Origin of the sequence: Microcoleus sp. bin48.metabat.b7b8b9.023 (assembly GCF_013299185.1) — a bacterium.
Taxonomy (GTDB): domain Bacteria; phylum Cyanobacteriota; class Cyanobacteriia; order Cyanobacteriales; family Microcoleaceae; genus Microcoleus.
In genome coordinates, this window is record NZ_JAAFKG010000003.1 from 81,303 (window position 1) to 106,861 (window position 25,559).

Here is a 25,559-nt window from a genome sequence, read left to right on the forward strand (position 1 = left end):
GATAAAACCCAAAATCCAAAATCCTTTAATAACTGAGATTAAGATACAGCTAACTCTTTCGCAGCAGCGGCGATACCGGCACCAGGAAGGCAGCCTTCATGACCCAATTCTTGCAACACGACTTCCAAAGCGGAAATTGCTGCTAGAATATCGCGATCGCACACAAAGCCCAAATGACCGATACGGAAGATTTTACCTTTCAAATGGTCTTGTCCGTCGGCGAGAGCAATATCAAACTTCTTTCTCATCAAAGTTCGTACTTTTTGAGCATCTACAGACGCGGGTGGCATAACTGCGGTAATGGCAGGACTGGCGGCATCATCAGCAGCAAATAATGGCAAACCCAAAGCTTTTACAGCGGCGCGAGTAGTTGTCATCAAGCGCTTGTGTCTGGCGAAAACGTTTTCCAATCCTTCGCCTTTCATCATCTGCAACGATGCTTGCAGGGCAAAAAACATATTGACTGGCGGAGTAAAAGGAGTCGTATTCTTGGCAGCGTCTTTGCTATATTTACCCAAATCTAAATAATAGCGGGGCAGTGTGGCAGTTTTGTAAGCTTTCCAAGCCTTAGGACTAACGGCTACAAAACCCAAACCCGGGGGAATCATGTAAGCTTTCTGAGAACCAGAAGCAATCACATCTAGCCCCCAAGCTTCCATTGGCACGCTGACAGCACCTAAACTGGTGACAGCATCAACCATAATTAAAGCTTCGCCGTGGGCTTTCACGTGGCGGTTGATGGTTTCGAGGTCATTCAGGACACCGGTAGAGGTTTCTGAGTGAGTGACGATGACTGCTTTGATTTGCTTCTCGGTATCTGCTTCGAGTTTTTCGCGGAAGTCTTCGGGGTTTAAAGGTTGGCCCCATTCAGCTTTGACGATTTCGGCATTTAAACCGTAAGCTTGTGCGACTTCAGCCCAGCGTTCGCCAAATTTACCGTTGCATCCGACTAAAACTCGATCGCCCGCACTCAAGAAATTAATTATCCCAGCTTCCATCGCGCCGGTACCGGAAACCGTCAAACTCAGTACGTCGCCGCTGGTTTGGTGCAGCCATTTGAGATTTTCGGTACATTCAGCAAAAATCGCGTCAAATTCCTTGCTGCGGTGGCCCATCGGGTGTTTTGCCATTGCTAGCAAAGCCGCTTCCGGCACCGGTGTCGGGCCGGGAATCATCAGCATTAACTTGTTGTCCATTATGTCGTCCTAACTTTTTCGATGGGAGTTCTACAGAATAAATCAAATACGATCGGTTGGTACTCTAAGTTTTTTAACTTTTAATGCCAGTATGGTTAGTTTCATTTAAAGACCAACGGTATTCTACTGCTAAGTTCGATCGCTCGCAGCTTTGTTCTAATTGCTTTTGAATGGCAAGGGCTTTACGCAGGGTAATAATAAGTTGGTGAACTTGTTGCTGTTGGGGCGATTGTGGACTGACAGCAAACATCGTTTTGCGTTCTAACAATTGAAGTAACAATTCATAATGAATGTACGAAGGAAGGGGAATTGGCTCCATGAAAGCTAACATACCTCAGCGAACCGATACCCCATTGCAAGTGCATGGGGCATCACAGGTGAACATTAGATGCCCGACTTCTTATTTGTTTTCTAACCTTACAAAAACCCCTGCTTTGCCGATCGAATATTCGGGGCTGGGTGCGTTGGTAACGCTAAATTTTGCGATCGACTGGCGAGAGCGAATAGATTTAATTGCTTTCTGGCAAAATATTTCTACGCAATATAGCTTTGAGTGCTATTTTTTTTTTCAGTTAGGCGCTTGAGTCGATGCAGGCTCGAATTTCTGATTATTTACCTACTCAATCATTTTTTATCAGAATTCGGGGGTGTTTGTCAAGCAGTCTCGCCTTTGGTGATGTGCGGGTGCGCCTCGGCAAGGGCGGCTAGAGCAGCGCCCGGATCTGGCTGCTTGACTAGGGATTCGCCGATGAGGACGGCTTGGACTCCGGCGCTGGCGACTTGGCTGAGGTCGTCGGCTGTATGGATTCCTGACTCGCTGACAGTGAGGATGCTTTTTGCTTGAATTTCCGTTTGGCGCGAGGCTAATAGTTGGCTGGTGGTTTCTAGAGTGACAGAAAAGTCTTCTAGGTTGCGGTTATTGATGCCGATCAGGTTGACTCCTTCTAGGGTTAATACTCGATCGAGTTCTTCGAGAGTGTGAACTTCTATTAAGGCCGTCATGCCCAAAGTCTTGACAATTTTCACAAAGTATTGTAAGTCTTTATCAGATAAGATAGCTGCGATTAACAATACAGCATCGGCGCCGCTAATCCGGGCGAGATAGATTTGGTAAGGATAGATAATAAATTCTTTGCAAAGTAGGGGCAAATCGACGGCGGCACGGATTTTAGAGAGGTTGTCGAAACTGCCTTGAAAGAACTTTTCATCAGTGAGTACGGAGATGCAGCTAGCGCCGTTTTCTTGGTAGGATTTGGCGATCGCAACTGGATCGAAATCTTCGCGAATTACGCCTTTGCTGGGGGAAGCTTTTTTAACTTCGGCGATGATTGCTGGTGTGGTTTTACCGTTTTTGAGTGCGCCGAGGAAGTCGCGGATCGGGGGTGCAAAGGGGAGTCTTTTGTGAAGTTCGGCTAAGGGCGTGCGATCGCGCTTTTGGGCAACTTCCGCTTCTTTTTGCCAGACAATTTCTTCGAGGATGTGCCGGGGTTTGGAGTCTGGTACGGCGATTTCGTAGCTGAGGTAGAGTACGGAGACTGAGGTGCTGGGCGGACGGCGACGGATTTGGAGCATAGTAGGGGGGATAAACAGTTGACAGTTGACAGTTGACAGTTGACAGCGAGGTTTTTACGCTGGGGATTTATACCTTACCGCGATCGCCACAAGTTTCAACCTATTATATAATAGAAGTCTCTATTACGATTAATTGAACAGAAACAAACTCGGATTGACCTGAAAAAACTTTCCCAAAGCCTCAGCTTGTTTTTTGGTAATTTCTAGCTGGTTATTAATGATTTGAGTTACTATCTCAATTGTATCCATAATTCCCACTAAATCTGCGGCTTCTAAATTTCTAGCATCCATCAAATGAAGAAGTCTTGAGTGGGGAGTTGAAGCATTTATTTGATAAATTTTTTGTTCAAAATCTTCAATTAATTTGACTAATAGTTCGAGGAGAGTATCTTCTTCGGGAGTTGGATTTTCCCGAGACAGCAAGCTTTCAACAATTTCCAAAAATATCTCGTTTTCATCTTCATTTTTGATGATTCGCGGTTGATATTGAGATAGGAAGCTGCTGTACTTGTCAAAGTCAAACATTTTGCGATCGTTCAGATGTTGTGCAGATACCTAATATTATCAAATTTAAGGGCGATCGGTCAAAACCCAAAATCTAAGAAACCGGGTTTTTTGCTAAATCACCGACTGTAACGAAAGATTCTCGAAAAAACCCGGTTTCTGGCCACCCGCGCGTCCGTGACTACGGCATAAACCAAAGAAACCGGGTTTTTCGTAGTTTTTAGGCGGTGTAACGATATTCTCGGAAAAAACCCGGTTTCTGACCACAACAAACAAAGGTCGATCGCACATTTCCAAATTCCCGATAATTCACTGTAGGGAAACGGCATTGCCGTGTCCTGACCTGGATTTGCTATATAATTTTTATAACTCACTGTTGGGGCGGGAATAGTTAGTTTTGACATACTCTTTTAGTACGGGTCCAAGGGTGAAAAATGTGCGATCGCCCTCCTGGATTTTTTCAACTAACGAACGCCGTCCCAAGGATTGCATAACTTTCAAAAAGTGCGATCGAGATAATTGCATATTCTCTGGCACTTTTGCGAGGTAAACTGGCGCTGTTTCACTTGCTAGCCATGACATCACCTGTTTTTATGATGATCGTTCGTTAACGATTTGCTGATTTAAATCTATTCACCTGCATGGCGATCGGGTTCAAATTCGTAAAAATGAATTTTCTGGCTAACTTTACAGTAAAATATTCGGGAACATCTTTTATCACTACTACTTTGTCCCATTTTGAAAACATCAGCGCTATATTTAGTGTATTTTTTATTGCCAATTGTTATTTTTTCACCTTGATACTTGTGCTTGCGAATATCTATATCTAAATCGTAGACAATTTGAGTCATGGATTTGATAAATCGTTTTTGATAGGAACGATTTTGATTTAAAAAATTAGCTCGTTGTATACTCAGCCAAAATTTTTCATTTAATTCATAATCTTGCCGTGTCAAATTAGACAACCATCCATCTTGTAAAACTGATTGACTGTAGCAAATTTCAATAGCTTGCCGAATCTGATTTTCTCGGTGTCTTTCGTCAACTATAATTTTTGATAAAAAATCAGTTACATCAAATAGCTGTTTTACATCCTCAGCCACCAAAAATTTTTGAGCAATTGAAATATTATCAGATTCTACCATTACTGTCTGACAAGCGGTAGGACTTACCAAGTACAGCAAGTCAGTATAATTACAAGACAAGCATTTCTCAATCAATAAATTCCATTCATTTAAGACAGCTTCAGGAAGTAATTCATTACCAAATTTACACGCGGGGTTATTTTCGGCTAATGCGGCGCACTCCCCAGGACAAAATTCAAATCTTCTAAACAATTCAGGGATAATTTTATCCTTAAAAAATCTTGTGTAATGCTCTTCAACTTCTGGCTGATTTTTGAAAGGATTATTATTGTATATTTCTGCCAGCAGTCCCTCACTAAATTTAAACTTAATTAACTGATATAAACTGTCTGTATCTCTTTCAATATTTTCAATATCGGTTAGTAATGAGTTAAGGGACTGAAAAATTTCAAAATAGCGTCGCGATTGCCATGCTTTTTCACTGACAGCTAAATAGATAGGATCTAAATATTTTCTCATTATCTAAACTTTGTCATCCTTTTCTTCAAAGTTGCTTCCATTAAATCCCGCGCGTCATTTTCATCAAAGAAGCCAACTGGCCAATTTTGGATCTCGCCAAACTCATTAATTTGAATCTGTTTTACAACCGAAGTTTTCTGCTTTTCATCAAAACTTACAAAAAGAGTATTTAAAAGCTCTTTAACTTCACCAGACTCTTCTTGGGCAATTCGCAGACACAATCGGTTGATTAAATGTTCGCTATGAGTTTCGATTACTAATTTTTTTCCAGACTTAGCCATGCAAATAAAAAAATCAGCAAGCTTTGACTGTAGTGAAGGATGTAAATGAATTTCAGGCTGTTCTAAAACAATAGTTTCTTCTGGTTTTGTCCGCAAGCATTCTACTAAAATTGGCAAAATTTGACTGACACCAAATCCAACATCTGGTAAATGTACTTCTATTCCCGATGAGTTTAATTTAACTTGGCCTGGAATGCCACCTAAACCAACTACAGAAGTGATATTAGGTAATTTCATACATTCGGACAACCACCAGTTGACTGCTTCTAGCATTTTATCTGACTCTCGCAGTTCGTATTCTTGGATCTGTTTTCCTTGATAAATACATCTGTAATATTTAGGAATCTTCTGATCTTGTTCGACAGCAAGAACTAAAGGAGTATATTCACCATTAATCCCAATATCAATTTTTCTGAGATCGTCAAACAAGTAAAATCGCTTGGGTGCTTCACGTAGAGGCCCTATATATCTAATATTAGACCATAATTGTCTTAAATAAGTAGCTGTGACTTGGTAATCACCATAATAATACATAAGTTCAATTTCTTTTTCTTGCTTAGACAAAGAGAATTCCTCTCTGATCAAAGCTAAAGTATTTTTCTGAATGTCGGTCTTTTTTTCGGGTGTAGATTGTTTTTGAATGTTGTTTAAGTCGCCTAGAATTGTATCAATAAATTTAGCTAAGTGTTTTGGGACTCTGATTTTGCTGAAATCGCTCTTGACCTTATTTAGATTTGTATAGCTTTGTCTGGCAAAGTCATTAACTTTTAAAATCGTTGGTAATATTCCCTCAAACCTAACTCGGACATTATCAAATACTATTTCATCTATTAATGTTTCTTGAAAAAACTTGGTTTCAGTAAATTTTTTTGTATCTAAACGATCGATAAAGTATGAAAAAGGAGATATATCATATAGTCCATACAATCCATAATGTATCCACCTAGACAAGAAATCTCTAAGTTTGATATGGTTTAATTTTAGTGAATATTTGTTTGTAGCAACCCGCTTAATTGTCAATAGTAAATTACTATTTAAGTCTCGAAATACAAAACTGCTAACTAATAAATTACCTTTTCTATCGACTGAATTTAATGTTTCGTTTTCCTGACTAGAAAGCTTTACTTCTACTTCTACATCAATTCGCTCAAAATTTCTTGAATTCCAATATCTTGTGTTGTCTGTAAATTCAAACTCCCCTGATATTTTCCAGGAAAAACCGATTTCTTTTTCGGTTGCATGATTGTTAATTACATCTGCCCAATCACCCAGACGGACGTAGAGTCCATTAAAAACGACAGGTTCTTGAGTGTAAGGCTCGATCGAGAGTTGGCTGCTATCAATATTTGATTGTTTCATCAAAAGTAAACTCTGGATGATTGAACTTTTGCCAGAACTGTTGATGCCACAAAGCACTGTTAGTGGCTTCAGTTCGATCGCATCAAGCTCTTTAAATCCTTTGAAGTTTGATAAAGCAAATTTTGTTTTCATAAAATTATGACTCTCCAAATGGTTAGAATTATATTTGGCTCAGACGATCTGAGTAATTGGGATGCGAAACTTAACGATCGTAAATTTTAGCGAGGCAATATTAGATTTTTAATTTTCCTTGTTGTTTGATATCTACTAAAGTAACATATAATGTAGAATCGAGTATATTTTAGCGACAAATAATATGCAATTACTAGCGCTCGACGATAAACTCAAGAACATCCTAACGCAACTTCGATCGCACTTCGAGCAAATCTACGACACTCGCCTTGTCACAATGGTACTCTACGGTTCCCAAGCGCGAGGCGATGCACGCCCCGACTCTGACATTGATATTTTAGTCGTCCTCAAAGGACAAGTCAATCCCGGCGAAGAAATTAAAAGAACCAGTCACATTCGAGCCGATTTGTCGCTTCAAAATGATGAAGTGATTAGCTGTCTGTTTATGGACGAACAGCGATTCATGCACTACAACGGGCCTTTATTGAGGAATATTCGTAAAGAGGGAATCGCTTTATGAAACCAGAACAATTAGACTTACTACTGAAAGCTCGTCAAAGTTTATCGGCGGCAAAGCTATTACTAAATAATGGTTTCCCAGACTATGCAGCATCTCGCGCTTATTATGCCATGTTTTACATTGCTGAGGCATTTTTAGATGGGGAAGGAATGTCATTTTCGAGTCATGCCGCAGTGATTGGAGCTTTCGGCCGAGAATTTGCCCGTACAGGAAGAGTTCCTGTTGAGTTTCACAGATTTTTAATCGATGCTCAAGATTTGCGAAATAGCGGGGATTATGGGGGACTTGATACTGTCACTGTCGAGCAAGCTGCGGAGCAAATTAACTGCGGTGAGCAATTTCTAGAATTAGCCCAAAATGCGATCGGCACTTTACCGCCACTCTAAATAAGTGCGATTCCCTACGGGATAGCTACGCTTCACGCAATTTCATCTCCTTTAGCTTCCTCCACCATCAAAACAAACTCCCGCAGATTTTTTACAGCAAAATATCCGCCCTCTTTGACAAAATCCCCGCCGCAAATGACAGGAATTCTTTCCTGATAAGCTTTTACTGCCAAATTGAAATCATTTTCTTTCAATTCGAGATAGATTTTCTGCAACTTACCCACAACGAACCCCATCATCACTACCTTAGCAATTTTTTCCCCTTCTTCGCGATCGCATTTAACGACAAATCCTTGAATCTCAGTATTGTCTAACGAAGTAATTAAATCGCTTAAAATCTCTAACTGAGAACGATTTTCTGACAATTCCAACTTCTTGACAGCATCTCCCATTCGAGCTGGATAATCGGCAAAATCCCTTGTCAAGGGTAGCCCAATATCAAATACATCTCCCGCATCATTTTTCTTAACCCAAATCGCTCCTTTATTGTCATAAATTCGGCTATGTTCGTGCCAGCCATTTCTTTGTAAATATGCTATAATCACATTCACATCTAAACTCTTGAAAACTTCAAAATCCTTTACAGTTACTTTCATGGGACGCCTCCTTTGCTAATACGCTGCATAATTGACTCAAGAGCATCTGGTGTAAACTGATTCCGGCGGGGCAATTCAACAGTAATGCGATTTGTATTTCTAGTTTCAGGCATTCCCCGCAGCGATACCCAATAGGCACAATGTCTAAGCAATATTTCCTGTTCTGACTGTTGTATCCATTCCCCGATATTTTCGGGTACTAAAACCACAATTAGCAGGCGGGGAATAAAGGTGGTGACTCTTAAGTCGTTATAATTTTTGACGTTGAGCGGATATCGCACAGATTGAGCATCGAGTACATCTCTTGAAGTACATTTTAACTGCAATTCGAGGCGGTGCGGTTGCATTGGATCGTAGCCGACAGCCTTGATACAGAGATCCACGCTATCATAATCATTCTCTGGTTGATCTACAGAACAGCCGGCCACTGTCGCCACAGCACGCACGTAAGCCTTGCTAAATAATTCTTTTCGCTGATTCAGTTCCATTTAAAGACGGTTTCGAGAAAGGGGCGATCGCACTTTGGTGTCAACAAACACGTCAAACATAGTACCAGTCTTTCGTCGATCCGATAGGCTCTAGATCCCCCCTAACCCCCCTTAACAAGGGGGGGACAAGAGCATTCAAAGCCCTTCTTAAGTGGGGAACCGGATTTCAAAGTCCCCCTTCTTAAGGGGGATTTAGGGGGATCTAGACTCGGCTACAAACGAGTTTTTTCGAGGGTTTAGACTTGAGTTGACACTAATCGGAACTCCGCCCCTACCAATTAATGACCGCCCGCCGCCCCAGCCGCCCGTTTAAACGCTTCATCCAGCACTTCTGAAAGCGTCGGGTGAGTGTGCACTCGGAATGCTAAAGAGTTCACTGAATCCCGCTGGGCGATCGCATTTGCCGCCTCCTGAATCAAATCCGAAGCGTGCAAACCGAAAATGTGCACGCCCAACAATTCCCCAGTATCTTTCCGGTAAATCACCTTAGCCATACCGTCGGTTTCACCCTCCGCAATAGCTTTAGAATTTCCCTTAAAATAACTCTTGACAGAAGCGACCTCAAACCCTTCGGTTTTTCCTAACTCCTTCGCCGCAGGTTCATTCATTCCCACATAGCTAATTTCTGGGTGAGTAAAAGCTGCCGCTGGGATACTCAAATAGTCTACTTCGCGAGTGCGGCCGCAAATATTTTCGACTGCGGCAATTCCTTGAGCAGATGCAGCGTGGGCTAACATCATTTTGCCATTAACATCGCCGATCGCCCACAAATTTGCGATCGGTTCTCCCGCCGCCAAAACCTGCATCTTATCGTTAACTGGAATATAGCCGCGCATCGTTTCGACGCCAACGGTTTCTAATCCCAGATTCTTGCTGACGGGAACTCGGCCAGTTGCTACCAAACAAGCATCAACTTCCAAAATCTCGACAACTTCCTTAGTTTTGAAATCAGCTAATTCAATAATTACTGGGGAACCAGGGATAATTTTCTTGGCTAACAAACCAACTTTTGTTTCAATATCGCGCGGTGCAATTAACACTCGTTCTGCTAATTTAGCAATATCCGGGTCAAAAGTTGGCATCAATTGATCTAGAGCTTCAATCATCGTAATTTCGCAGCCGAGGGCTGTGTAAATATCCGAAAACTCCAAACCAATATAACCGCTGCCAATAATTGCGATCCACTTCGGTAGCGATTCCAATCTGACAGCATCATCGCTAGTAAATACAGTTTTGCCGTCAATTTCTATCCCTGGAGGGACGAAGGGAATTGAACCGGGAGCGAGAATAATATCCTTGGCGGTAATAGTTTTCTCGCCTTTGTCGGTTTCGATCGCAATTTTTTGAGCAGCCGCAATTTTGCCCCAACCTTGGATGACATCGACGTTCAAACGTTTGAGGCTGTTTGTCAAGTCGCCGCGAAGTTTGCTAACAATAGTGTTAGCGTGATTGGCGATCGCCCCGCGATCGAAATCCACACTTCCCAACTGAATTCCCAAAGTCTTGAGGTGGTGTGCATTCCGCATATCCCGCACCCGCCCCGAAGCCGCCAGCAGCGCCTTTGAGGGAATGCAGCCGCGGTTGACACAAGTCCCGCCCATGTCGCCTGCTTCGATAATTGCCACTTTCAGCCCGCAGCTAACCGCGTGTATAGCGGCCCCGTGTCCGCCCACGCCGGCGCCGATAATTGCTAAATCGTAATCAAATCCTTGAGTCACCTTAAAATCTCCTAATGCCTTTGAAATCTTAGGACTCAAGCAAAAAACACCGTCTGTCCGTCCTTTCGAGGTGGTGCGTTGCGATCGCAACCCTTGAACAGTGGCAATAGTTGCATAAGTCCTGTGTCCTTATTCTCGACTAGACTAGGGTTAATTAGACAGTAACTGAGATTTTTTTAGGGTCGATTATGTTGAGCTGGGTGTGCGCCAAGTCTCAAATCACCCTGTCGGCGGGTGTAAAGTTAAGTACAGATTGATGGCTGACAATGCCCATTCGTGTCAACAATCAAGTCAAATGCAGTGCCGGTGTAGTGTTTGATGCTATAGCCTGGATCCCCCCTAACCCCCCTTGTGAAGGGGGGGACAAGAGGTGGTCAAAGTTAACCCCTACTTCTTAAAGCTTGCCCCCTACTCCCCCTTAAGAAGGGGGGAACCGGAAGTGGTCAAAGTCAACGCCTACTTCTTAAGTCTGATCCCCCCCCCTTAGCTTGCCCCCTACTCCCCCGGATAGTCGGGGGGAACAAGAGGCGCTCAAAGTCCCCCTTCTTAAGGGGGATTTAGGGGGATCGGGCCTCGGATAAAAGCCAAATTTCTCAAGGGTTTTAGTTGATTGAGGTTTTGATGTCTAATATCTGCACGTGCCGGCGGGCAGAGTTTATCGGCAAGTTTTGAAGTCTATGGAGTGGCTTATGATGGAAGACGATGACCTGAAAGATTCACGCCGGGCCTCGGCTCAAGCTTTTTTTCAGTCCCTGGATGAATTGTTTGATTATATAGAAGCTTCCAACCCTGATGCGGCAAAGCCTCAGTCTCCGTCGCCTCAACCTAAGCCTGCTAGTGAGTCTGCGAGTCGGCCGAAGAAGGCTAAAGCTAAGAAAATTAATTTGTCGGATTTTGAAGATGCGATCGCAGATTTGGAACAGTTTATCCAGAATAAGCGCCAGAATCGCCCGGAATCTAATCAATAGTGCGACACGTTTTAATTAATTATGTCCGCCAAATGACGGATAGTATAAGCTGGCGGACGATCGCCCTGGCTGGATTTTGCTGGAGTTTGCGATCGCGCCAGCGGTTATACTGTGGTTAGTCTTGGTCTGTGAATTGTTTGGATAGGCGATTTAGGCGATCGGTGTTTTGTCGATCGAGCTTGACGAGCACAAACAGGATCTTGAGTGTTAACTCGCTGGCGGTGTTAATTGTTTTTTCTGGAACTTTGCCAGCAACAAAGGAACCGATACCTACAAGATAGAACAAAACACTCGTGATGATGAATCCACGTATTGCCAGAGCATAGGAATGAGCTTGATGCAAAAGTTCTTGTTGAGGAGTGCGATCGATTGTGCTATTATCACAGAACAATTGTTGGTTAATATTTAAATGATTATTAGACATTTATCTTGCTGGAAATCTACAAACATATTGCAGATTAACGATAGAATAAATATTATTTGCTGATAATAATTATGGGGCGATCGCTTAGAGTTTCTCCAGGGTGCATTGAACAAGTCCAATCGGCTGTAGTGATGAGGGGCTTTGCGAGTAAGGGGGATTTGGCTGAAACATTGAGATTATCCCGATCTACTGTCACGAAATTTCTGGCGGGACAACCTGTTGATTATCGAAATTTTGTTGAAATTAGCGAGAAATTGGGGTTTAAGTGGAACACCATTGCCACTCTAGAAATAACAAATCCTCAGTCACCTCAACTTAATTCACAACAAATCTTTGAGGAAACTTCTTCGTTTATAACTGGGAATCCCATCACCCATCCGCGCTGCTTCTTTGGACGCGAGAAAGAACTCAAACGCCTATTCAATTTGCTCAAACGCCTTCCATTGCAAAATGCTGCCATTATCGGCAAAAAGCGCAGTGGCAAGACTTCTCTGCTGCAATATTTGAAAAACATTACCACCACCCCAACAGAACAGTTACGTCCCAATCAAAAATCTGACTGGTTGCCCAATCCAGAAAACTATCGCTGGATATTCGTAGATTTTCAAGATTCGCGACTTCAGAATCGGGAAGGGCTGCTGCGCTACATTTTGGAATCCCTAAAAATGGAAGTGCCTAACCCTTGCGACTTGGATAGATTTATGGATGTAGTTAGCCGTAATTTACATCAACCCACAGTCATCTTACTAGACGAAATTGGTGTCGGTTTACAACGCTGTCCCGAATTAGATGATGGATTTTGGGAAAGTTTGCGATCTTTGGCAACAAACCAAACAAATGGGAATCTAGGGTTTGTTTTAGCAGCTCCTGAATCACCGATTGAATTAGCGACTAGCACCGGACATAGTTCGCCTTTTTTCAATATTTTTGGATATACTACAACTCTGGGAGCTATGACTGAATCTGAGGCGCGGGAGTTGATAGGCAGTTCGCCCATACCTTTTCCTGATGAGGATGTCGAGTGGATTTTGGCTCACAGTCAATGCTGGCCTCTGCTGCTCCAAATCTTGTGTAGAGAACGATTATTTAGTCTGGAAGAGGGGGAAACTGGGGATAATTGGCATGAAGAAGGTTTGCAACAAATAAAGCTATTCGCTCATTTTTAAAAGTAAATGCCGTGAGAACTAATTTGCCTCTAAAGCTGAATCATTTACTCACCTTTTGCTACTAGATGGTGCTAGAAATAAGCTAAGCTATCGCGCAGTTAAGTTGGATAATTTTGAGGCTGAAACCGCCTCTTGCTTCTAGGGGGCTGGCAATCGGTATTGCGGAGCCAATTTATGCAATAATTTCATTGTCAACAATAAGTCAGTCACAAGTCAGCCACAAGTCAGTCACAAGTCAGTTACAAGTCAACTTCATAAACTTTTAAGTCAGTCACGTCTAAATGTATAATACAAATACGTATTAACGAAAACAGACTGTATTCGTTTAAAGCGATGTGGTCGTGTAAAACAAAAAAGCCAAGTAAGGTGACAACTTACTTAGCTGGTCTTGATTAAAAAAAGTAGTTCAACGATTCACACTGTTGCTATTCATGCTTGTCGTCATCCTTGCCCTTGCTCCTATCCTCCATAGGCATGAGTAATTGGATGATAACGGGAAACACGACTGGATCATTAAAAGGTACGTCATTCAATATGGCGCAGGCCACCAAAGCAACAGCCAAGAGTAGTCGATAAAAAATACTCATCGAGTTTTCCTTCAAAAGTTTGATCAAAGCTTCTGAACGGTAGCTCAAGGGTAATGTTCAGGGGGAGCGTGGGTGTCCAGAGTCTAAAGGTACTGGGCACTCTATTCTCTTTTTCCCTAACGCAAATCTAACACAGCAATTTTAGCGAGCTGCATTAATTTATTGCTAGCTCATATTTTAATGTTTTATGTATTTGCACTCATTTGTGCATTTTTACTTATATTTTTCGGATATACTAGCTATCGCCGATCGTCCGATCGGCAAACAAAGATTAAACAGGATGTACAAAGGCTAGAAATCTGTGCAGACGTAACAGCCATAAGTAACGCTCACCACAGTATATCGATCGGCGAACTAAACAGTCAAGCCAGCGCCTTACTCAGTAGCTTCAGTCATATCAGCCAAGACGTAGATGCAGCCATCAACCAGGGAAGCGCTTACAACCAGCGTTTCGCCCTCAGTGCTGTAGCAGAAAAATTAAACAGTTTAATACGAGAACTCACCCGCAGTAGCGATAAATATTCTGTTCGTTTTCGCCCTATTGCTACCAATTGGTCTGAAATAGTCACCAACCATATACGAGAACTAGCAGAAGCAGTCGAACTTCGACAAGAAATCGACAACCCTTATATCCTCGGCGTACCCCTTACAGAACAGCAAGAAATCTTCGCCGGACGTACTGATATCGGCACGCGCATCGAGCAATTAATTCTAGACCGTCGCCGCCCTCCTTTGCTACTCTACGGTCAGCGACGAATGGGCAAAACTTCCTTACTCCATAACCTGAGACGCTTGCTACCCAGCAGCATTATTCCCATGTTTGTAGATTTACAAGGCCCAGTTTCATCAGCGAGTGATTATGCTGGTTTGCTCTACAATATCGCTAGGAGTATGACAAACTCAGCGAAGCGCCAAAGTGCGTTAACTCTCCCATCTCTCGATCGCGAAACACTGCAAGATGACCCATTCACCCGCTTTGATGAATGGCTGGACAAAGTAGAAGACGCACTACAAGAAAATATTGCCCTGCTTGCCTTAGATGAATTCGAGGCGCTAGATGATGCCATCAGAAAAGGACGTTTCGACGAGCAAGATGTTCTGGGAATGTTGCGTCACCTGATTCAACATCGCACTCGCTTCAAAGTGATGCTAGCTGGCTCTCATACGATCGAAGAATTTCAGCGTTGGGCTAGCTATTTAATCAATGTCCAAGTCGTTCATATCAGCTACCTGAAACAACCGGAAGCGCGTCAACTAATTGAGCAACCCGTCGAAGATTTTACCCTGCGTTACGAAGCGGATGCGAGCGATCGAGTTTTGCAACTCACCCGCTGTCACCCTTTCCTCATACAACTCCTCTGCGCTGAAATTGTCGCCCTTAAAAACGAGCAAGATCCATCTATCCGCCGACTGGCAAATTTAGCTGATGTGGAAGCAGCAATATCAGCAGCTTTGAGTGTGGGCAGTTTCTTCTTTGCAGATATTCAAAAAAATCAAGTAGATGGAGCAGGATTAGCTATTTTGCAGTTTTTGGCAGCACAAGGGGAAGGGAAAATCGTGAGCCGGGAAACTATTTTGCAAGAGTTTACTGATGATTTTGATGCTGTCGGTTTGCTTCTGCAACGGGAGTTGATTGAGGAAGTTGGTGATGGTTATTGTTTCCAGGTTGAGTTGATGCGGCGCTGGTTTGCACGGGGTGTTAGATAGTACGCTATTTTAGGGATTAGTAACCTATAGCCTTTCTCAAAAAGATGAGGTATAACTGACAGCTTATATCACCTCTTAAGCCAAGAAGGGCTGAAGCCCAACAACGTACCTCATATTTTAATAGCAATTTTTAAAAGTATTGCTACTAAACAATTTTTGGGTTTGTTGGCTCAAATATTGTCGCCGGTGTGCGTCGCTGTGAGAGTTTCGATATTTTTTGGGTACGATCTTTACTTTGACGCACCCTACAAATAATTTGTTCCTCGCAATGATAAAAAACTTTAATCCAACGGTATTCACCTTGAGAGTGCAGAGAGAACACCGCTGCCATCTAACTACGACTTCACATATTTTGATAATTATTATACGTAAATTTACGTATCTTGACAATTATTTAAACTCTACCCTACGTATGTGGAAAACCCATTATTTGCATGGCTGAAAAATTTATCTGACATTTATCCGGATCGCAGTAATTGACGATGAAACACTGCTTAGCATGACCGATAACTATCAAAAAAGCTTAAGCCTCTGGTTGTTTTCTGTCACTTCTAATCGTTAATTACTATCAAAAGAGAAGCTATGCCTACTCCATTGAATGGTTCTTTGGGTCAAACCACTAATTTCACCAGCGTCAATGACCTCATTACAAAATGGCCGACTGCTGCCCAGAATCAAGGTATCAAACTGTCTGGGTTAGCTTTTGATGGCGTGGAAACTGATTACCTCAATCCTCAAGCGATCGCCAATCTCACCTTACCAACTAATGAAAATCCTAAAAGCTGGTTGAGTTATGGCAGTAGCCCTGGTATTGGTGTTTCATCGTCCTATGATGGTTGGTTCACCGACATCACTAAAATTAGAGCGGAAATCAACTATAATCCCAACACAAATCAATCTCAGGCGCTGAAGCTGAAATGGGCAGATAACCAAGATATCACTAGCGCCACGATCGACCTTAGCACCTTGGGTATCAAAACTAGCCCAGGAGTTGGCGATCAAGGTAATGAAGTTGGTTTGCTACAAATCTTTAATAATGGGACTCTGGTACCAGCCAGCAATTTTACGATCACTCGTCTCAACGCTCCGATCGCTCCAAAAGCGATTACTGCGGGTGCAGATGGAGTGACTTTCACTGGCGATCGCACCGATGGCAGTTTCCAATTCAAGATAGAAGCCAAGCCTCTCACCAACACTGCTTTTGACGAACTGCGGTTCTCCGCCAAACCCTACGATAGCCCCACCGCTGCCTACACCGCCAGCTCTTTCAAAGACGATAGTTCCGACTACCTGGTGCGGAAGATTGACTATCAAGGCACGGCAAATCAGCCTAGCCTTCAGTTTAGTGCCCCAACCTTCAGCGTCAACGAAAACGGGACAGCGGTTGCAGCCGTAACCGTGACGCGCACGGGTGGCAGCGAGGGCGCAGTTTCAGCTACAGTCAACTTGACCAATGGTACTGCTACGGCCCCTGGTGACTACAACAATACTGCCATCCCTGTCAATTTTGCCGCTGGGGACTCTACACCCAAGACTATCACCGTTCCCATTGTCGATGACACCTTGGTGGAGTCTACCGAAACTGTCAACTTAACTTTGGCAAACCCGACAGGTGGTGCAACGATTGGGACGCAAGGCACTGCCAGTTTGAGAATCATAGACAATGACACTCTCCCTGCGAGCACCCTGCAATTTAGTGCTCCTACCTTTAGTGTCAACGAAAATGGCACGGCCGTTGCAGCCGTAACCGTCACTCGTACTGGCAGCAGTACCGCCGCAGTCTCCGCCACAGTCAACTTGACCAATGGTACTGCTACGGCCCCTGGTGACTACAACAATACTGCCATCCCTGTCAATTTTGCCGCTGGGGAGACAGCACCCAAGACTATCACCATTCCCATTGTCGATGACACTTTGGTGGAAGGTACCGAAACTGTCAACTTAACTTTGGCAAACCCCACAGGTGGTGCAACGATTGGGACGCAAGGCACTGCCACTTTGAGCATAGTGGACAATGACACTCTCCCTGCGAGCAGCCTGCAATTTAGTGCTCCTACCTTTAGGGTTAGAGAAGATGGCGTACCGATCGCAGCCGTGACAGTCACTCGCACTGGTAGCAGTACCGCAGCAGTTTCAGCCAGCCTCAACTTGACTAATGGCACTGCTACAGCCCCTGCTGACTACAACAATAGTCCCATCCCTGTCAATTTTGCTGCTGGCGACTCCACACCCAAAGTCGTCAATATTCCGATCGTCAACGATACTTTGGTAGAGAGTACCGAAACAATCAATTTAACTTTGGCAAACCCGACAGGTGGTGCGGCGATTGGAACGCAAGGTACCGCCCGTTTGGACATCGCAGACAATGATAGCAGCCTGCAATTTAGTGCTCCTACCTTCAGCACCAACGAAAATGGAACACCCATTGCAGCAGTGACAGTCACTCGCACAGGTGTAGCCTCTGGTGCAGTCTCAGCCACTGTCAGCTTGGCCGATGGAACTGCTACAGCCCCTGGTGACTACGCCAATACTCCGATCTCGGTCAATTTTGCTGCTGGCGATTCTGCACCCAAAGTCGTCAATATTCCGATCGTCGATGACACCTTGGTAGAGGGTACCGAAAATATCCGCTTAACTTTGGGCAGCCCGACAGGCAATGCAACAATCGGGACGCAAAGTACAGCCACTTTCGACATCATAGACAATGACACTCTCCCTGCGAGCAGCCTGCAATTTAGTGCTCCTACCTTTAGTGTCAACGAAGATGGCGTACCGAGCGCAGCCGTGACAGTCACTCGTACTGGCAGCAGTACCGCCGCAGTTTCAGCTACTGTGAACCTAGCCAACGGTAGTGCTACAGCCCCTGCTGATTACAACAATAGTCCCATCCTGGTCAATTTTGGTGCTGGCGATTCTGCACCCAAGACGATCAATATTCCGATCGTCAACGACACCTTGGTAGAGGGTACCGAAACTGTCAACTTAAGTTTGGTTAACCCGACAGGCGGTGCGACGATTGGAACGCAAGGTACCGCCAGTTTGAACATTCTAGACAATGACAGCAGCCTGCAATTCAGTGGCTCCAGCTTCAGTGTCAACGAAGATGGAACCCCCATCACAACCGTAACCGTAACTCGTACTGGCAGTAGTGCTGGTGCTGTGTCAGCCACCGTCAGCTTGGCCGATGGAACTGCTACAGCCCCTGGTGACTACGCCAATACTCCGATCGCTGTCAATTTTGCCGCTGGGGACAACACGCCCAAAACGGTCAATATTCCGATCGTCAACGACACTCTGGTAGAAGGTAACGAAACTGTCCGTTTAACTTTGGGTAGCCCGACAGGCAATACCACCATTGGCACCCAAAGCACAGCCACTGTCAACATCGTAGACAATGACAGCAGCCTGCAATTTAGTTCCCCTACCTTTGGCGTCAACGAAGATGGAACGCCCGTTGCAGCCGTGACAGTTACTCGAACTGGCAGCAGCGCCGGTGCAGTCTCAGCCAACGTGAACTTGACTAACGGTACTGCGATCGCCCCTGGTGATTACACCGGTACTCCGATTCCTGTCAATTTTGCCGCTGGGGATACGACACCCAAAGTCATCAATATTCCGATTATCAACGACGCTTTGGTAGAGGGTACCGAAACAGTCAATTTAAGTTTGGTTGGCCCGACAGGCAATGCCACCATTGGCACCCAAAGTACCGCCACTTTGAACATCTTAGACAATGACAGCACCCTGCAATTTAGCGCTCCTACCTTCAGGGTTCGAGAAGATGGCGTACCGATCGCAGCCGTGACAGTCACTCGCACTGGCAGCAATGTCGGTGCAGTCTCAGCCAGCGTCAACTTGGCCGATGGTACTGCTACAACCCCTGCTGACTACACCGGTACTCCGATCGTTGTCAATTTTGCTGATGGGGACAACACACCCAAGACAGTGGATATTCCGATCGTCAACGACACCTTGGTAGAGGGTAACGAAACAGTCAATTTAAGTTTGGTTAGCCCGACAGGCAACGCCACCATTGGCACCCAAGGAACCGCCATTTTGGACATTGCAGACAATGACAGCACTCTGCAATTTAGTTCCCCTACCTTTAGCGCCAATGAAGATGGAACACCCGTTGCAGTCGTGACAGTTACTCGCACTGGTATTAATACTGGTGCAGTCTCAGCCACCGTCAGCTTGACTGATGGAACTGCTACAGCCCCTGGCGACTACGGCAACACTCCCATCTTGGTCAATTTTGGCGCTGGGGACAGCATACCCAAAACACTCACCATTCCTATTGTCAACGACACCTTGGTAGAGCCTACCGAAAATCTCACCTTAACTTTGGGTAGCCCGACAGGCAATGCCACCATTGGCACGCAAGGTACCGCTACTTTCGACATCATTGACAACGACAGCACCCTGCAATTTAGCGCCCCTACCTTCAGGATCAGAGAAGATGGCGTACCGGTTGCAGCCGTGACAGTCACTCGCACTGGCAGTAATGTTGACGCAGTTTCAGCTACTGTGAACCTCAGTAATGGAACTGCGATCGCCCCTGGTGACTACACCAATACTCCGATCTCTGTCAATTTTGCCGCTGGGGATTCTGCACCCAAAGTCGTGAATCTTCCTATTATCGATGACACTTTGGTGGAGCCAAACGAAACTCTCAATTTAAGTTTGGTTAACCCGACAGGCAATGCCGCCATTGGCACCCAAAGTACAGCCGTTACGACGATCGTAGACAATGACAGCACCCTGCAATTTAGCGCCCCCTTCTTCAGTGTCAACGAAGATGGAACGCCCGTGGCAGAAGTGACAGTCACCCGTACAGGCAGTAGTGCTGGTGCAGCGTCAGCTTTCATCAACTTGACCGATGGTACTGCTACAGCCGGCATTGATTACACCAATGGTTTGATCGCTGTCAATTTTGCCACTGGGGATTTAGCACCCAAAACGATCGCCATTCCCATTATCGATGACCTTTTCCCGGATGGTCTTTTCTTTCCGCTTGACGAAACTGTCAATTTAAGTTTGGTTAACCCGACAGGCGCCACGATTGGAACCCAAAGTACGGCCGTTATGACGATCGTAGACAATGACGTTGTATTTGGGAATAGAACGGCAAGCAGTCTGACTTTGACAAACGACGAGCTACTCAACGGTGGCCTGCGAAAGACTTCCAGCTTGTCTGGGGTTCCGGCGCAGGGAACAGCAGATTTGGTGAACAAATCTATCGCCGACGAGCTACTGAGTGGCGGAATCGGAGCCTCTAATGTCGGGATTAATTCCAACTCAGTCTCCAACTTCGGTGTCGCCGCTAGCTGGTTGAATTCACTCACAGATCCGAAGCTTAATCCTGGTTTGGTCGCCTTGAACAACCAATTTGCTAAGTAGGTCTTTTGACTAGCAATTGGCGTTAGTGGGTTTTAATCAAGGGTATGTAGTTGGGCTTTAGCCCTCTAGCTAACTCAACTACATAGCTCTTGTTTAAAGAGCGCTCATAGGGTATGTAGTTGGGCTTTAGCCCTCTAGCTAACTCAACTACATAGCTCTTTTTTAAAGAGCGCCCAAGCCCAACTACGTGCCTCTACGGTATGTAGTTGGGCTTTAGCCCTCTAGCTAACTCAACTACGTACCTGCCGGCCAAGAGCGCCCAAGCGCAACTACGTACCTGCCGGCCAAGATCGCCCAAGCGCAACTACGTACCTGCCGGCCAAGAGCGCCCAAGCGCAACTACGTACCTCTTTTTTAAAGAGCGATCGAGCGCAACTACGTGCCTCTCTCGATCGCAATTTCAAACTGCAAAAAACTTTTTTTTTACAATGCTGTCATCGCTCGGGAGCTGTATAATACTCGCGATCGGGGACAGCACAACAAATGCAAAACTGAGATGCTCCCGAATGCAATTCAAGTCTAATCCAGTGGCGTACATTAGTTGAATTTACTATTATTAATAGCTTTGTTTTTTGACTTAGACTGCTGCGGTAATTGCCTCGATCGCACTTCTATTGCTCCATCGCTCACAGCACTCAAAGGCAACTCGAATTCCTCAATATCATTGCGGTACTTCACCGCAATATCAGCACCATTAATAATCGCCCCCAACAGCCGCGGCCCCGATTTGTGCGAATCATCATCATCAGATTCCACCAACTGATCCGCAGCCTCAGACAACATACTAGCGAGAGTATAACCAGCCCGCGCCACCAAAATTATACCGTCCGTATAGGGTTCCAGCGTCAGTGCGTCGTTGCACTCGCTCAACGCCGGAGAATCCACCACCACAAAATCAAAGCGATTGCGAACATCCTCAAACAACCTCCGCATTTCGCTCGATTCCAGTACCGCCGAAGCCTGCCGCAAACTGCCCGGACTCGGTACGACATATAGGTTCTCTACCTCTGGAACCAACAAAACGCACTCGCTCATATTGCCGTAATAGTGCAAAGGTTCCACCGCCGCCAGGGGATCCGCAGCTATTTTCAAAGATTCCACATTAGAACCCGATCGCAAATCTGCTTCAATTAACAAAGTCCGTTTACCCGATCGAGCCGACGCAATTGCCAAATTGTAAGCACTAAAACTCTTTCCCTCCAAAGGCGCCGCCGAAGTCAACAACACCACCTTCACAGGTTTTTCGCCAATTCGGCGCAAATTAGTCCGCAACCGCTCGTAAAACTCCAAATAAGGCGAATTGGGTTCCAAAGCCAGCGGCATCTCCTCCCCATAGGAATCAAACACCGTCACTTCAGGCAAAACTGCCAGTATTGGCACCTCTTTTTCCACCAAAGCCGCCCGCACTTCTTCCCAACTGTAAAACTTCCCGTTGAGCATTCCCAACAAAAATATCAACCCGCCGCCCAGCAGCAATCCCACAAATCCGCCCACCGCCAGCATCACCGGCAAACCTTTCTTGTTTGGCGGAACGTCATCAATTTTGGGACGCTGGGCGATTGTCAAACTCCCCGTTGTCTCAGCTTTCGCCGCCTCAGCATCTACCAAAGCCGCCTGCATCTTATCGTAGAGAGCTTTTTTCAGCGCCACTTGCTGGGCTAACCGCGCTTGTTCTAACTGCTTGTTGGGGATTTTCGCGTATTCCTGGCGCAATTGTCGTTCAGTGTTCTCTACTCCTTTGAGTTGTTCTTGCACCACATCCCGCTGCGTTTGTAAAGCAATCAAACTTTGAGCTAGCTGCTGTCTCGCCGGGTCTAAAGAAGAGTCTATCCGAATTCGATCGGCACTTCTGAGCGGAGCAGCCACCCCGTTACCCCCGAGCACCTCCGATTGTCGCTGCTGTAACTGCTGCTCAAAAGCTTGTTTTTGTTTGAGCAATTCCACAATTTTCGGGTGTTCCTCCTGTAAGTCGCTGCGTAGAATTTTGAGCTGAGATTCGATCGAAAACAGTTGCACTCGCAGTTGTGCAATAATTGGATCGGCAGACAGTGCTTGAGCCACGTAAGCTTGCTCTCCATTCAATCCCAAGCGTTCCTGCAAGCTTTTAATTTGAGCTACTATTGCTCCCAACTGCACCCGGAGTTGCCGCTGCTGCTGTTCGGTGGCGATAATCGCTTGCGGCAATGTACCGCTCTGAACTGCTAAAATAGAAGTTTCTTCTCGTTTTTCGTAGGATTCAAGTTTTGCTTCCACCTCTCTGAGTTCCTGAGTTACTTTCGGCAAGCGTTGGTTAATTTGAGCGATCGTTTTTCGGACGCTGGAAGTATTGGAATTTTCGCTGTAAATCACCATTTCTTTCATCAAAGCCTCTGCTCGCTTTTCAGCTTTTAGGGGATCGGCATTTTTGTACGATACTTGAATCAAAGCACTGGGGTCATTACTCTTAGTCGGCATCTTGAGTTCCACGCCGTCTTTCAGCTTTTTAGTCAATATTTTTACTTTTTCGTTCCATTCTTCTGAATTTATTTTTGCTGCTTGTTTATTTAATTTGTTTTCTGCTTTAATGAGTTCTGTTGCGGCTGCTTCGATGACCTCTTGATTGAGCAACTGATCTTTAGTTATTTCTTGTCCTTCCTGTTGAATCTTGGTAGTGGTTGATGAAAAAATCACGCTCGGTTTGCCGTAGGCCAGCGCACCTTTAGCAACGTAAACCGGCGCCTGAGTTGGCTGCACGGCAACTACTCCGGACACGCCCACAGTCACCGCGAGAGTGGCTAGTCCCACCCACTTGTATTGGTCAAAAGCAATCAAATAACGTTTGACAACTGATAAAGTCATAACTATTTTAGATTGAAGAATTGAATAATTGCTAACGATAAATCCTAACTAAGTAGTTGAAACTCTCAGGGCTAAAGCCGCTGAGATTCTTAAGAAATTACTTTCTCAACCATCCCAAAGAGACAATTGCTTGTACTGTGGGTTCCCGGTCACAAGCCGTTTGCCTTTTTGGGGCGGCTTATTATCTACCAGGCGTTCATACAAGTTCACATCAAAGATGCTTAGTTGTACTGGTTTCGACGAGTCCCGCCGTACCGTTTTCGCTCTAATTCTAGTTTTTCTCACAATAGTTAACCCGTAGGACTCTATTGCTTTGGTTCTGACGTTTCTCGCAGCTTGAATGTTGGCATCGTCGATATGTCCACAGTTGGTGCAAATAAACTTTTCACCATTGCGACTTACTTTATCGATGTGCTTGCACTTGCTGCAAGTTTGGCTGGTGTATTGGGGATTGACTCTATATAATTTCTTGCCTGACTTTACAGCCACATATTCAAGCTTTTGAGTTAATCCATACCAGCTTGCATCAGCGATTGAACGATTTAAACCTCGTTTAGCTGATTGATTATTTGGTAAAAATCTACCAGTTTCAGAAGAGACGGGTTTACACCGCTTCATCATATTTTTAACTTGCAAGTCTTCAACTGCAACACCATCAGCTAGACCTACAATCTTGTGTGCAACCCACCACTGATAAGCTTCGCGTTTTTGTTGAATCTTATGATGTAAGGTAGTTACTTTGTTTTGTGCTTTTCTGCGGTTCTTACTCCCCTTTTGCTTCCTATTAACTCGTCTTTGCCTAACTTTCATTAAGCGTTTTATATGCTTGTTAGTAGAAAACCTTGGGTTGTCGATTGTTTCACCATTAGACAAGTAAACCAGTTTAGTTAATCCCATATCGCAGCCAATGATTGATTTAATTTCACTGTCAGGAATTATTGAAAAATCTGGTATAGCTTTGTCTTCTATTCTCACAGAAACATACCAACCATCTGCTTTTTGCCTAATTGTCACCGTTCTAATATCAAACCCATTCGGGATATTACGGGAGTTAAAAAACCGCATCCATCCGATTTTAGGTAAGTAAATTTTACTTCCCTTAATTTTCACCCTTCCTGGCTTATATGCGAAGGATTTAAAATAATGGCTACGCTTGAATTTAGGGAAGCCCGCACCTTTGAAGAATTTGTTAAATGCCTCGTTAACTCTAGCTGGAATTGATTGTAAAACATCACAATCAATGTCTTGATACCAAGGGCGACTGGTTTTGAGATTGATTAAGTTAGCGTCTTGCATTAACGATGCTGACCTTTTTGGCGACTTGTCTTTTTCGCCTTCTTTCTTGGCTTTACCACCGCCATCTTTCCAGGGGTTTTCAAGCTGAGTTCCTTTAACTAAACTACAAGTTAAAGGCATAATTTCTGTTTGGGTTTTTAAATCACAGTAAGTACCGCAAAGAAATTGCTGATACCAACCATCCATACGGTCACGCAAGCACCAGTTATACGTCGCTCGCAACATATTCAACCAACCAGATAATTTCTCTGATTGTTGATTGTTTGGGCGTAACTTGTACTTGTAACTTAACAACATTTATTTTTTACCTCCTATCTTAATAATTTTACACTGCTTCTACCATGTCAATTGTTAAAAATCAAGAAAGATTCATTGGGGATTAAAATCCCCCGCGTCGCTTTCCTCTCATCTCTTTCATAGACTGAGCTTCCCCCTTCCCGTTAATTTTTTGTGATAGCAAAAAACCTATAGCCTTTGTCAAAAAGATGGCATCGGGCATGGGGCAAAGAGGGCATCGGGCATCGCTCATTTTTTTGAGAACCGCTCTAGTATGTTGTATGGGCGGGTTTAGCTAACAATCTTTTTAGATATAAGCGAGTTTGCGAGTACAAAACTGCTGGGAGCATCTCAGTTTTGCAAAAAGCATTTTTTTATTATAGTGCTGTCCCCGCTCGCGAGTTGTAGAATACGCGAGTTCTTAAGCTCGCACTGTAAATGCAAAACAGAAATGCTCCTAAACTGCCTATCCATAACAGTTAACTAATGACTAATAACGTTCGCTCGGGGGGGGACAGCACTAATGACTAATAACTAATAA

The 25,559-nt window shown here is 44.5% G+C and carries 20 protein-coding genes; 7 read left to right on the forward strand and 13 right to left on the reverse strand.

Annotated features, from left to right (window positions below):
* Positions 1-38: 38 nt before the first annotated feature.
* The gene (locus tag QZW82_RS02720; protein WP_293144222.1) at positions 39-1,196 is read right to left on the reverse strand and encodes an alanine--glyoxylate aminotransferase family protein; all 1,158 of its coding nucleotides are present in this window, start codon (positions 1,194-1,196) and stop codon (positions 39-41) included.
* A 73-nt stretch (positions 1,197-1,269) separates the two neighbouring features.
* Positions 1,270-1,515, reverse strand: coding sequence for a DUF5340 domain-containing protein (locus QZW82_RS02725; protein ID WP_293144225.1), 246 nt, complete (start codon positions 1,513-1,515; stop codon positions 1,270-1,272).
* Between QZW82_RS02725 and QZW82_RS02730 the strand changes: the two genes are divergently transcribed.
* Positions 1,514-1,780, forward strand: a complete 267-nt coding sequence (locus QZW82_RS02730) for a hypothetical protein (protein ID WP_293144228.1) — start codon at positions 1,514-1,516, stop codon at positions 1,778-1,780. The genes QZW82_RS02725 and QZW82_RS02730 overlap by 2 nt on opposite strands.
* 70 nt (positions 1,781-1,850) lie before the next feature.
* On the opposite strand, the gene trpC is transcribed toward QZW82_RS02730, so the two are convergent.
* From trpC to QZW82_RS02755, 5 genes are all read right to left on the reverse strand, one after another.
* Positions 1,851-2,768 (reverse strand): indole-3-glycerol phosphate synthase TrpC, encoded by a 918-nt coding sequence (gene trpC, locus QZW82_RS02735; RefSeq protein ID WP_293144231.1) that lies wholly within the window; start codon positions 2,766-2,768, stop codon positions 1,851-1,853.
* 129 nt (positions 2,769-2,897) lie between these two features.
* Positions 2,898-3,293, reverse strand: a complete 396-nt coding sequence (locus tag QZW82_RS02740) for a transcriptional regulator (RefSeq protein WP_293144233.1) — start codon at positions 3,291-3,293, stop codon at positions 2,898-2,900.
* Between the two features lie 98 nt (positions 3,294-3,391).
* Positions 3,392-3,676: a hypothetical protein gene (locus QZW82_RS02745; protein ID WP_293144235.1), complete on the reverse strand. Its 285-nt coding sequence runs from the start codon at positions 3,674-3,676 to the stop codon at positions 3,392-3,394.
* Between the two features lie 225 nt (positions 3,677-3,901).
* Entirely contained in the window at positions 3,902-4,876 is a 975-nt protein-coding gene (locus QZW82_RS02750) for a hypothetical protein (protein ID WP_293144237.1), read from the reverse strand.
* Positions 4,876-6,648 carry a DUF3696 domain-containing protein gene (locus QZW82_RS02755; protein ID WP_293144239.1) on the reverse strand — a complete coding sequence of 591 codons (1,773 nt, stop codon included), beginning with the start codon at positions 6,646-6,648 and terminating at the stop codon, positions 4,876-4,878. The genes QZW82_RS02750 and QZW82_RS02755 overlap by 1 nt, the downstream gene beginning before the upstream one ends.
* A gap of 184 nt (positions 6,649-6,832) precedes the next feature.
* Between QZW82_RS02755 and QZW82_RS02760 the strand changes: the two genes are divergently transcribed.
* Both QZW82_RS02760 and QZW82_RS02765 read left to right on the forward strand, forming a co-directional pair.
* On the forward strand, positions 6,833-7,168 hold the full coding sequence (locus tag QZW82_RS02760) for a nucleotidyltransferase domain-containing protein (RefSeq protein WP_293144241.1): 336 nt from the start codon (positions 6,833-6,835) through the stop codon (positions 7,166-7,168).
* Positions 7,165-7,554, forward strand: coding sequence for a HEPN domain-containing protein (locus QZW82_RS02765; protein ID WP_293144243.1), 390 nt, complete (start codon positions 7,165-7,167; stop codon positions 7,552-7,554). The genes QZW82_RS02760 and QZW82_RS02765 overlap by 4 nt, the downstream gene beginning before the upstream one ends.
* 32 nt (positions 7,555-7,586) lie before the next feature.
* Here QZW82_RS02765 and QZW82_RS02770 read toward each other — a convergent pair whose 3' ends face one another.
* From QZW82_RS02770 to lpdA, 3 genes are all read right to left on the reverse strand, one after another.
* Positions 7,587-8,150, reverse strand: a complete 564-nt coding sequence (locus QZW82_RS02770) for a hypothetical protein (protein ID WP_293144245.1) — start codon at positions 8,148-8,150, stop codon at positions 7,587-7,589.
* The gene (locus QZW82_RS02775) at positions 8,147-8,638 is read right to left on the reverse strand and encodes a DUF4365 domain-containing protein (RefSeq protein ID WP_293144247.1); all 492 of its coding nucleotides are present in this window, start codon (positions 8,636-8,638) and stop codon (positions 8,147-8,149) included. Before QZW82_RS02775 ends, QZW82_RS02770 begins: the two co-directional genes overlap by 4 nt.
* A gap of 278 nt (positions 8,639-8,916) precedes the next feature.
* The gene (lpdA, locus tag QZW82_RS02780) at positions 8,917-10,356 is read right to left on the reverse strand and encodes a dihydrolipoyl dehydrogenase (protein ID WP_293144249.1); all 1,440 of its coding nucleotides are present in this window, start codon (positions 10,354-10,356) and stop codon (positions 8,917-8,919) included.
* 677 nt (positions 10,357-11,033) lie between these two features.
* On the opposite strand from lpdA, the gene QZW82_RS02785 reads away from it, so the two are divergent.
* On the forward strand, positions 11,034-11,324 hold the full coding sequence (locus QZW82_RS02785; RefSeq protein ID WP_293144251.1) for a hypothetical protein: 291 nt from the start codon (positions 11,034-11,036) through the stop codon (positions 11,322-11,324).
* A gap of 115 nt (positions 11,325-11,439) precedes the next feature.
* On the opposite strand, the gene QZW82_RS02790 is transcribed toward QZW82_RS02785, so the two are convergent.
* Positions 11,440-11,748, reverse strand: coding sequence for a hypothetical protein (locus tag QZW82_RS02790; protein ID WP_293144253.1), 309 nt, complete (start codon positions 11,746-11,748; stop codon positions 11,440-11,442).
* A 56-nt stretch (positions 11,749-11,804) separates the two neighbouring features.
* On the opposite strand from QZW82_RS02790, the gene QZW82_RS02795 reads away from it, so the two are divergent.
* The 3 genes from QZW82_RS02795 (at position 11,805) to QZW82_RS02805 (ending at position 20,608) form a co-directional block, all read left to right on the forward strand.
* The gene (locus QZW82_RS02795) at positions 11,805-12,914 is read left to right on the forward strand and encodes an ATP-binding protein (RefSeq protein ID WP_293144255.1); all 1,110 of its coding nucleotides are present in this window, start codon (positions 11,805-11,807) and stop codon (positions 12,912-12,914) included.
* 767 nt (positions 12,915-13,681) lie between these two features.
* Positions 13,682-15,208 carry an AAA family ATPase gene (locus QZW82_RS02800; protein ID WP_293144258.1) on the forward strand — a complete coding sequence of 509 codons (1,527 nt, stop codon included), beginning with the start codon at positions 13,682-13,684 and terminating at the stop codon, positions 15,206-15,208.
* Between the two features lie 582 nt (positions 15,209-15,790).
* Positions 15,791-20,608 (forward strand): Calx-beta domain-containing protein, encoded by a 4,818-nt coding sequence (locus QZW82_RS02805; RefSeq protein ID WP_293144261.1) that lies wholly within the window; start codon positions 15,791-15,793, stop codon positions 20,606-20,608.
* A 537-nt stretch (positions 20,609-21,145) separates the two neighbouring features.
* On the opposite strand, the gene QZW82_RS02810 is transcribed toward QZW82_RS02805, so the two are convergent.
* Both QZW82_RS02810 and QZW82_RS02815 read right to left on the reverse strand, forming a co-directional pair.
* Positions 21,146-23,446, reverse strand: a complete 2,301-nt coding sequence (locus tag QZW82_RS02810; protein ID WP_293144264.1) for a tyrosine-protein kinase domain-containing protein — start codon at positions 23,444-23,446, stop codon at positions 21,146-21,148.
* A gap of 105 nt (positions 23,447-23,551) precedes the next feature.
* Positions 23,552-25,039 (reverse strand): transposase, encoded by a 1,488-nt coding sequence (locus QZW82_RS02815; RefSeq protein ID WP_293144267.1) that lies wholly within the window; start codon positions 25,037-25,039, stop codon positions 23,552-23,554.
* Positions 25,040-25,559 lie beyond the last annotated feature (520 nt).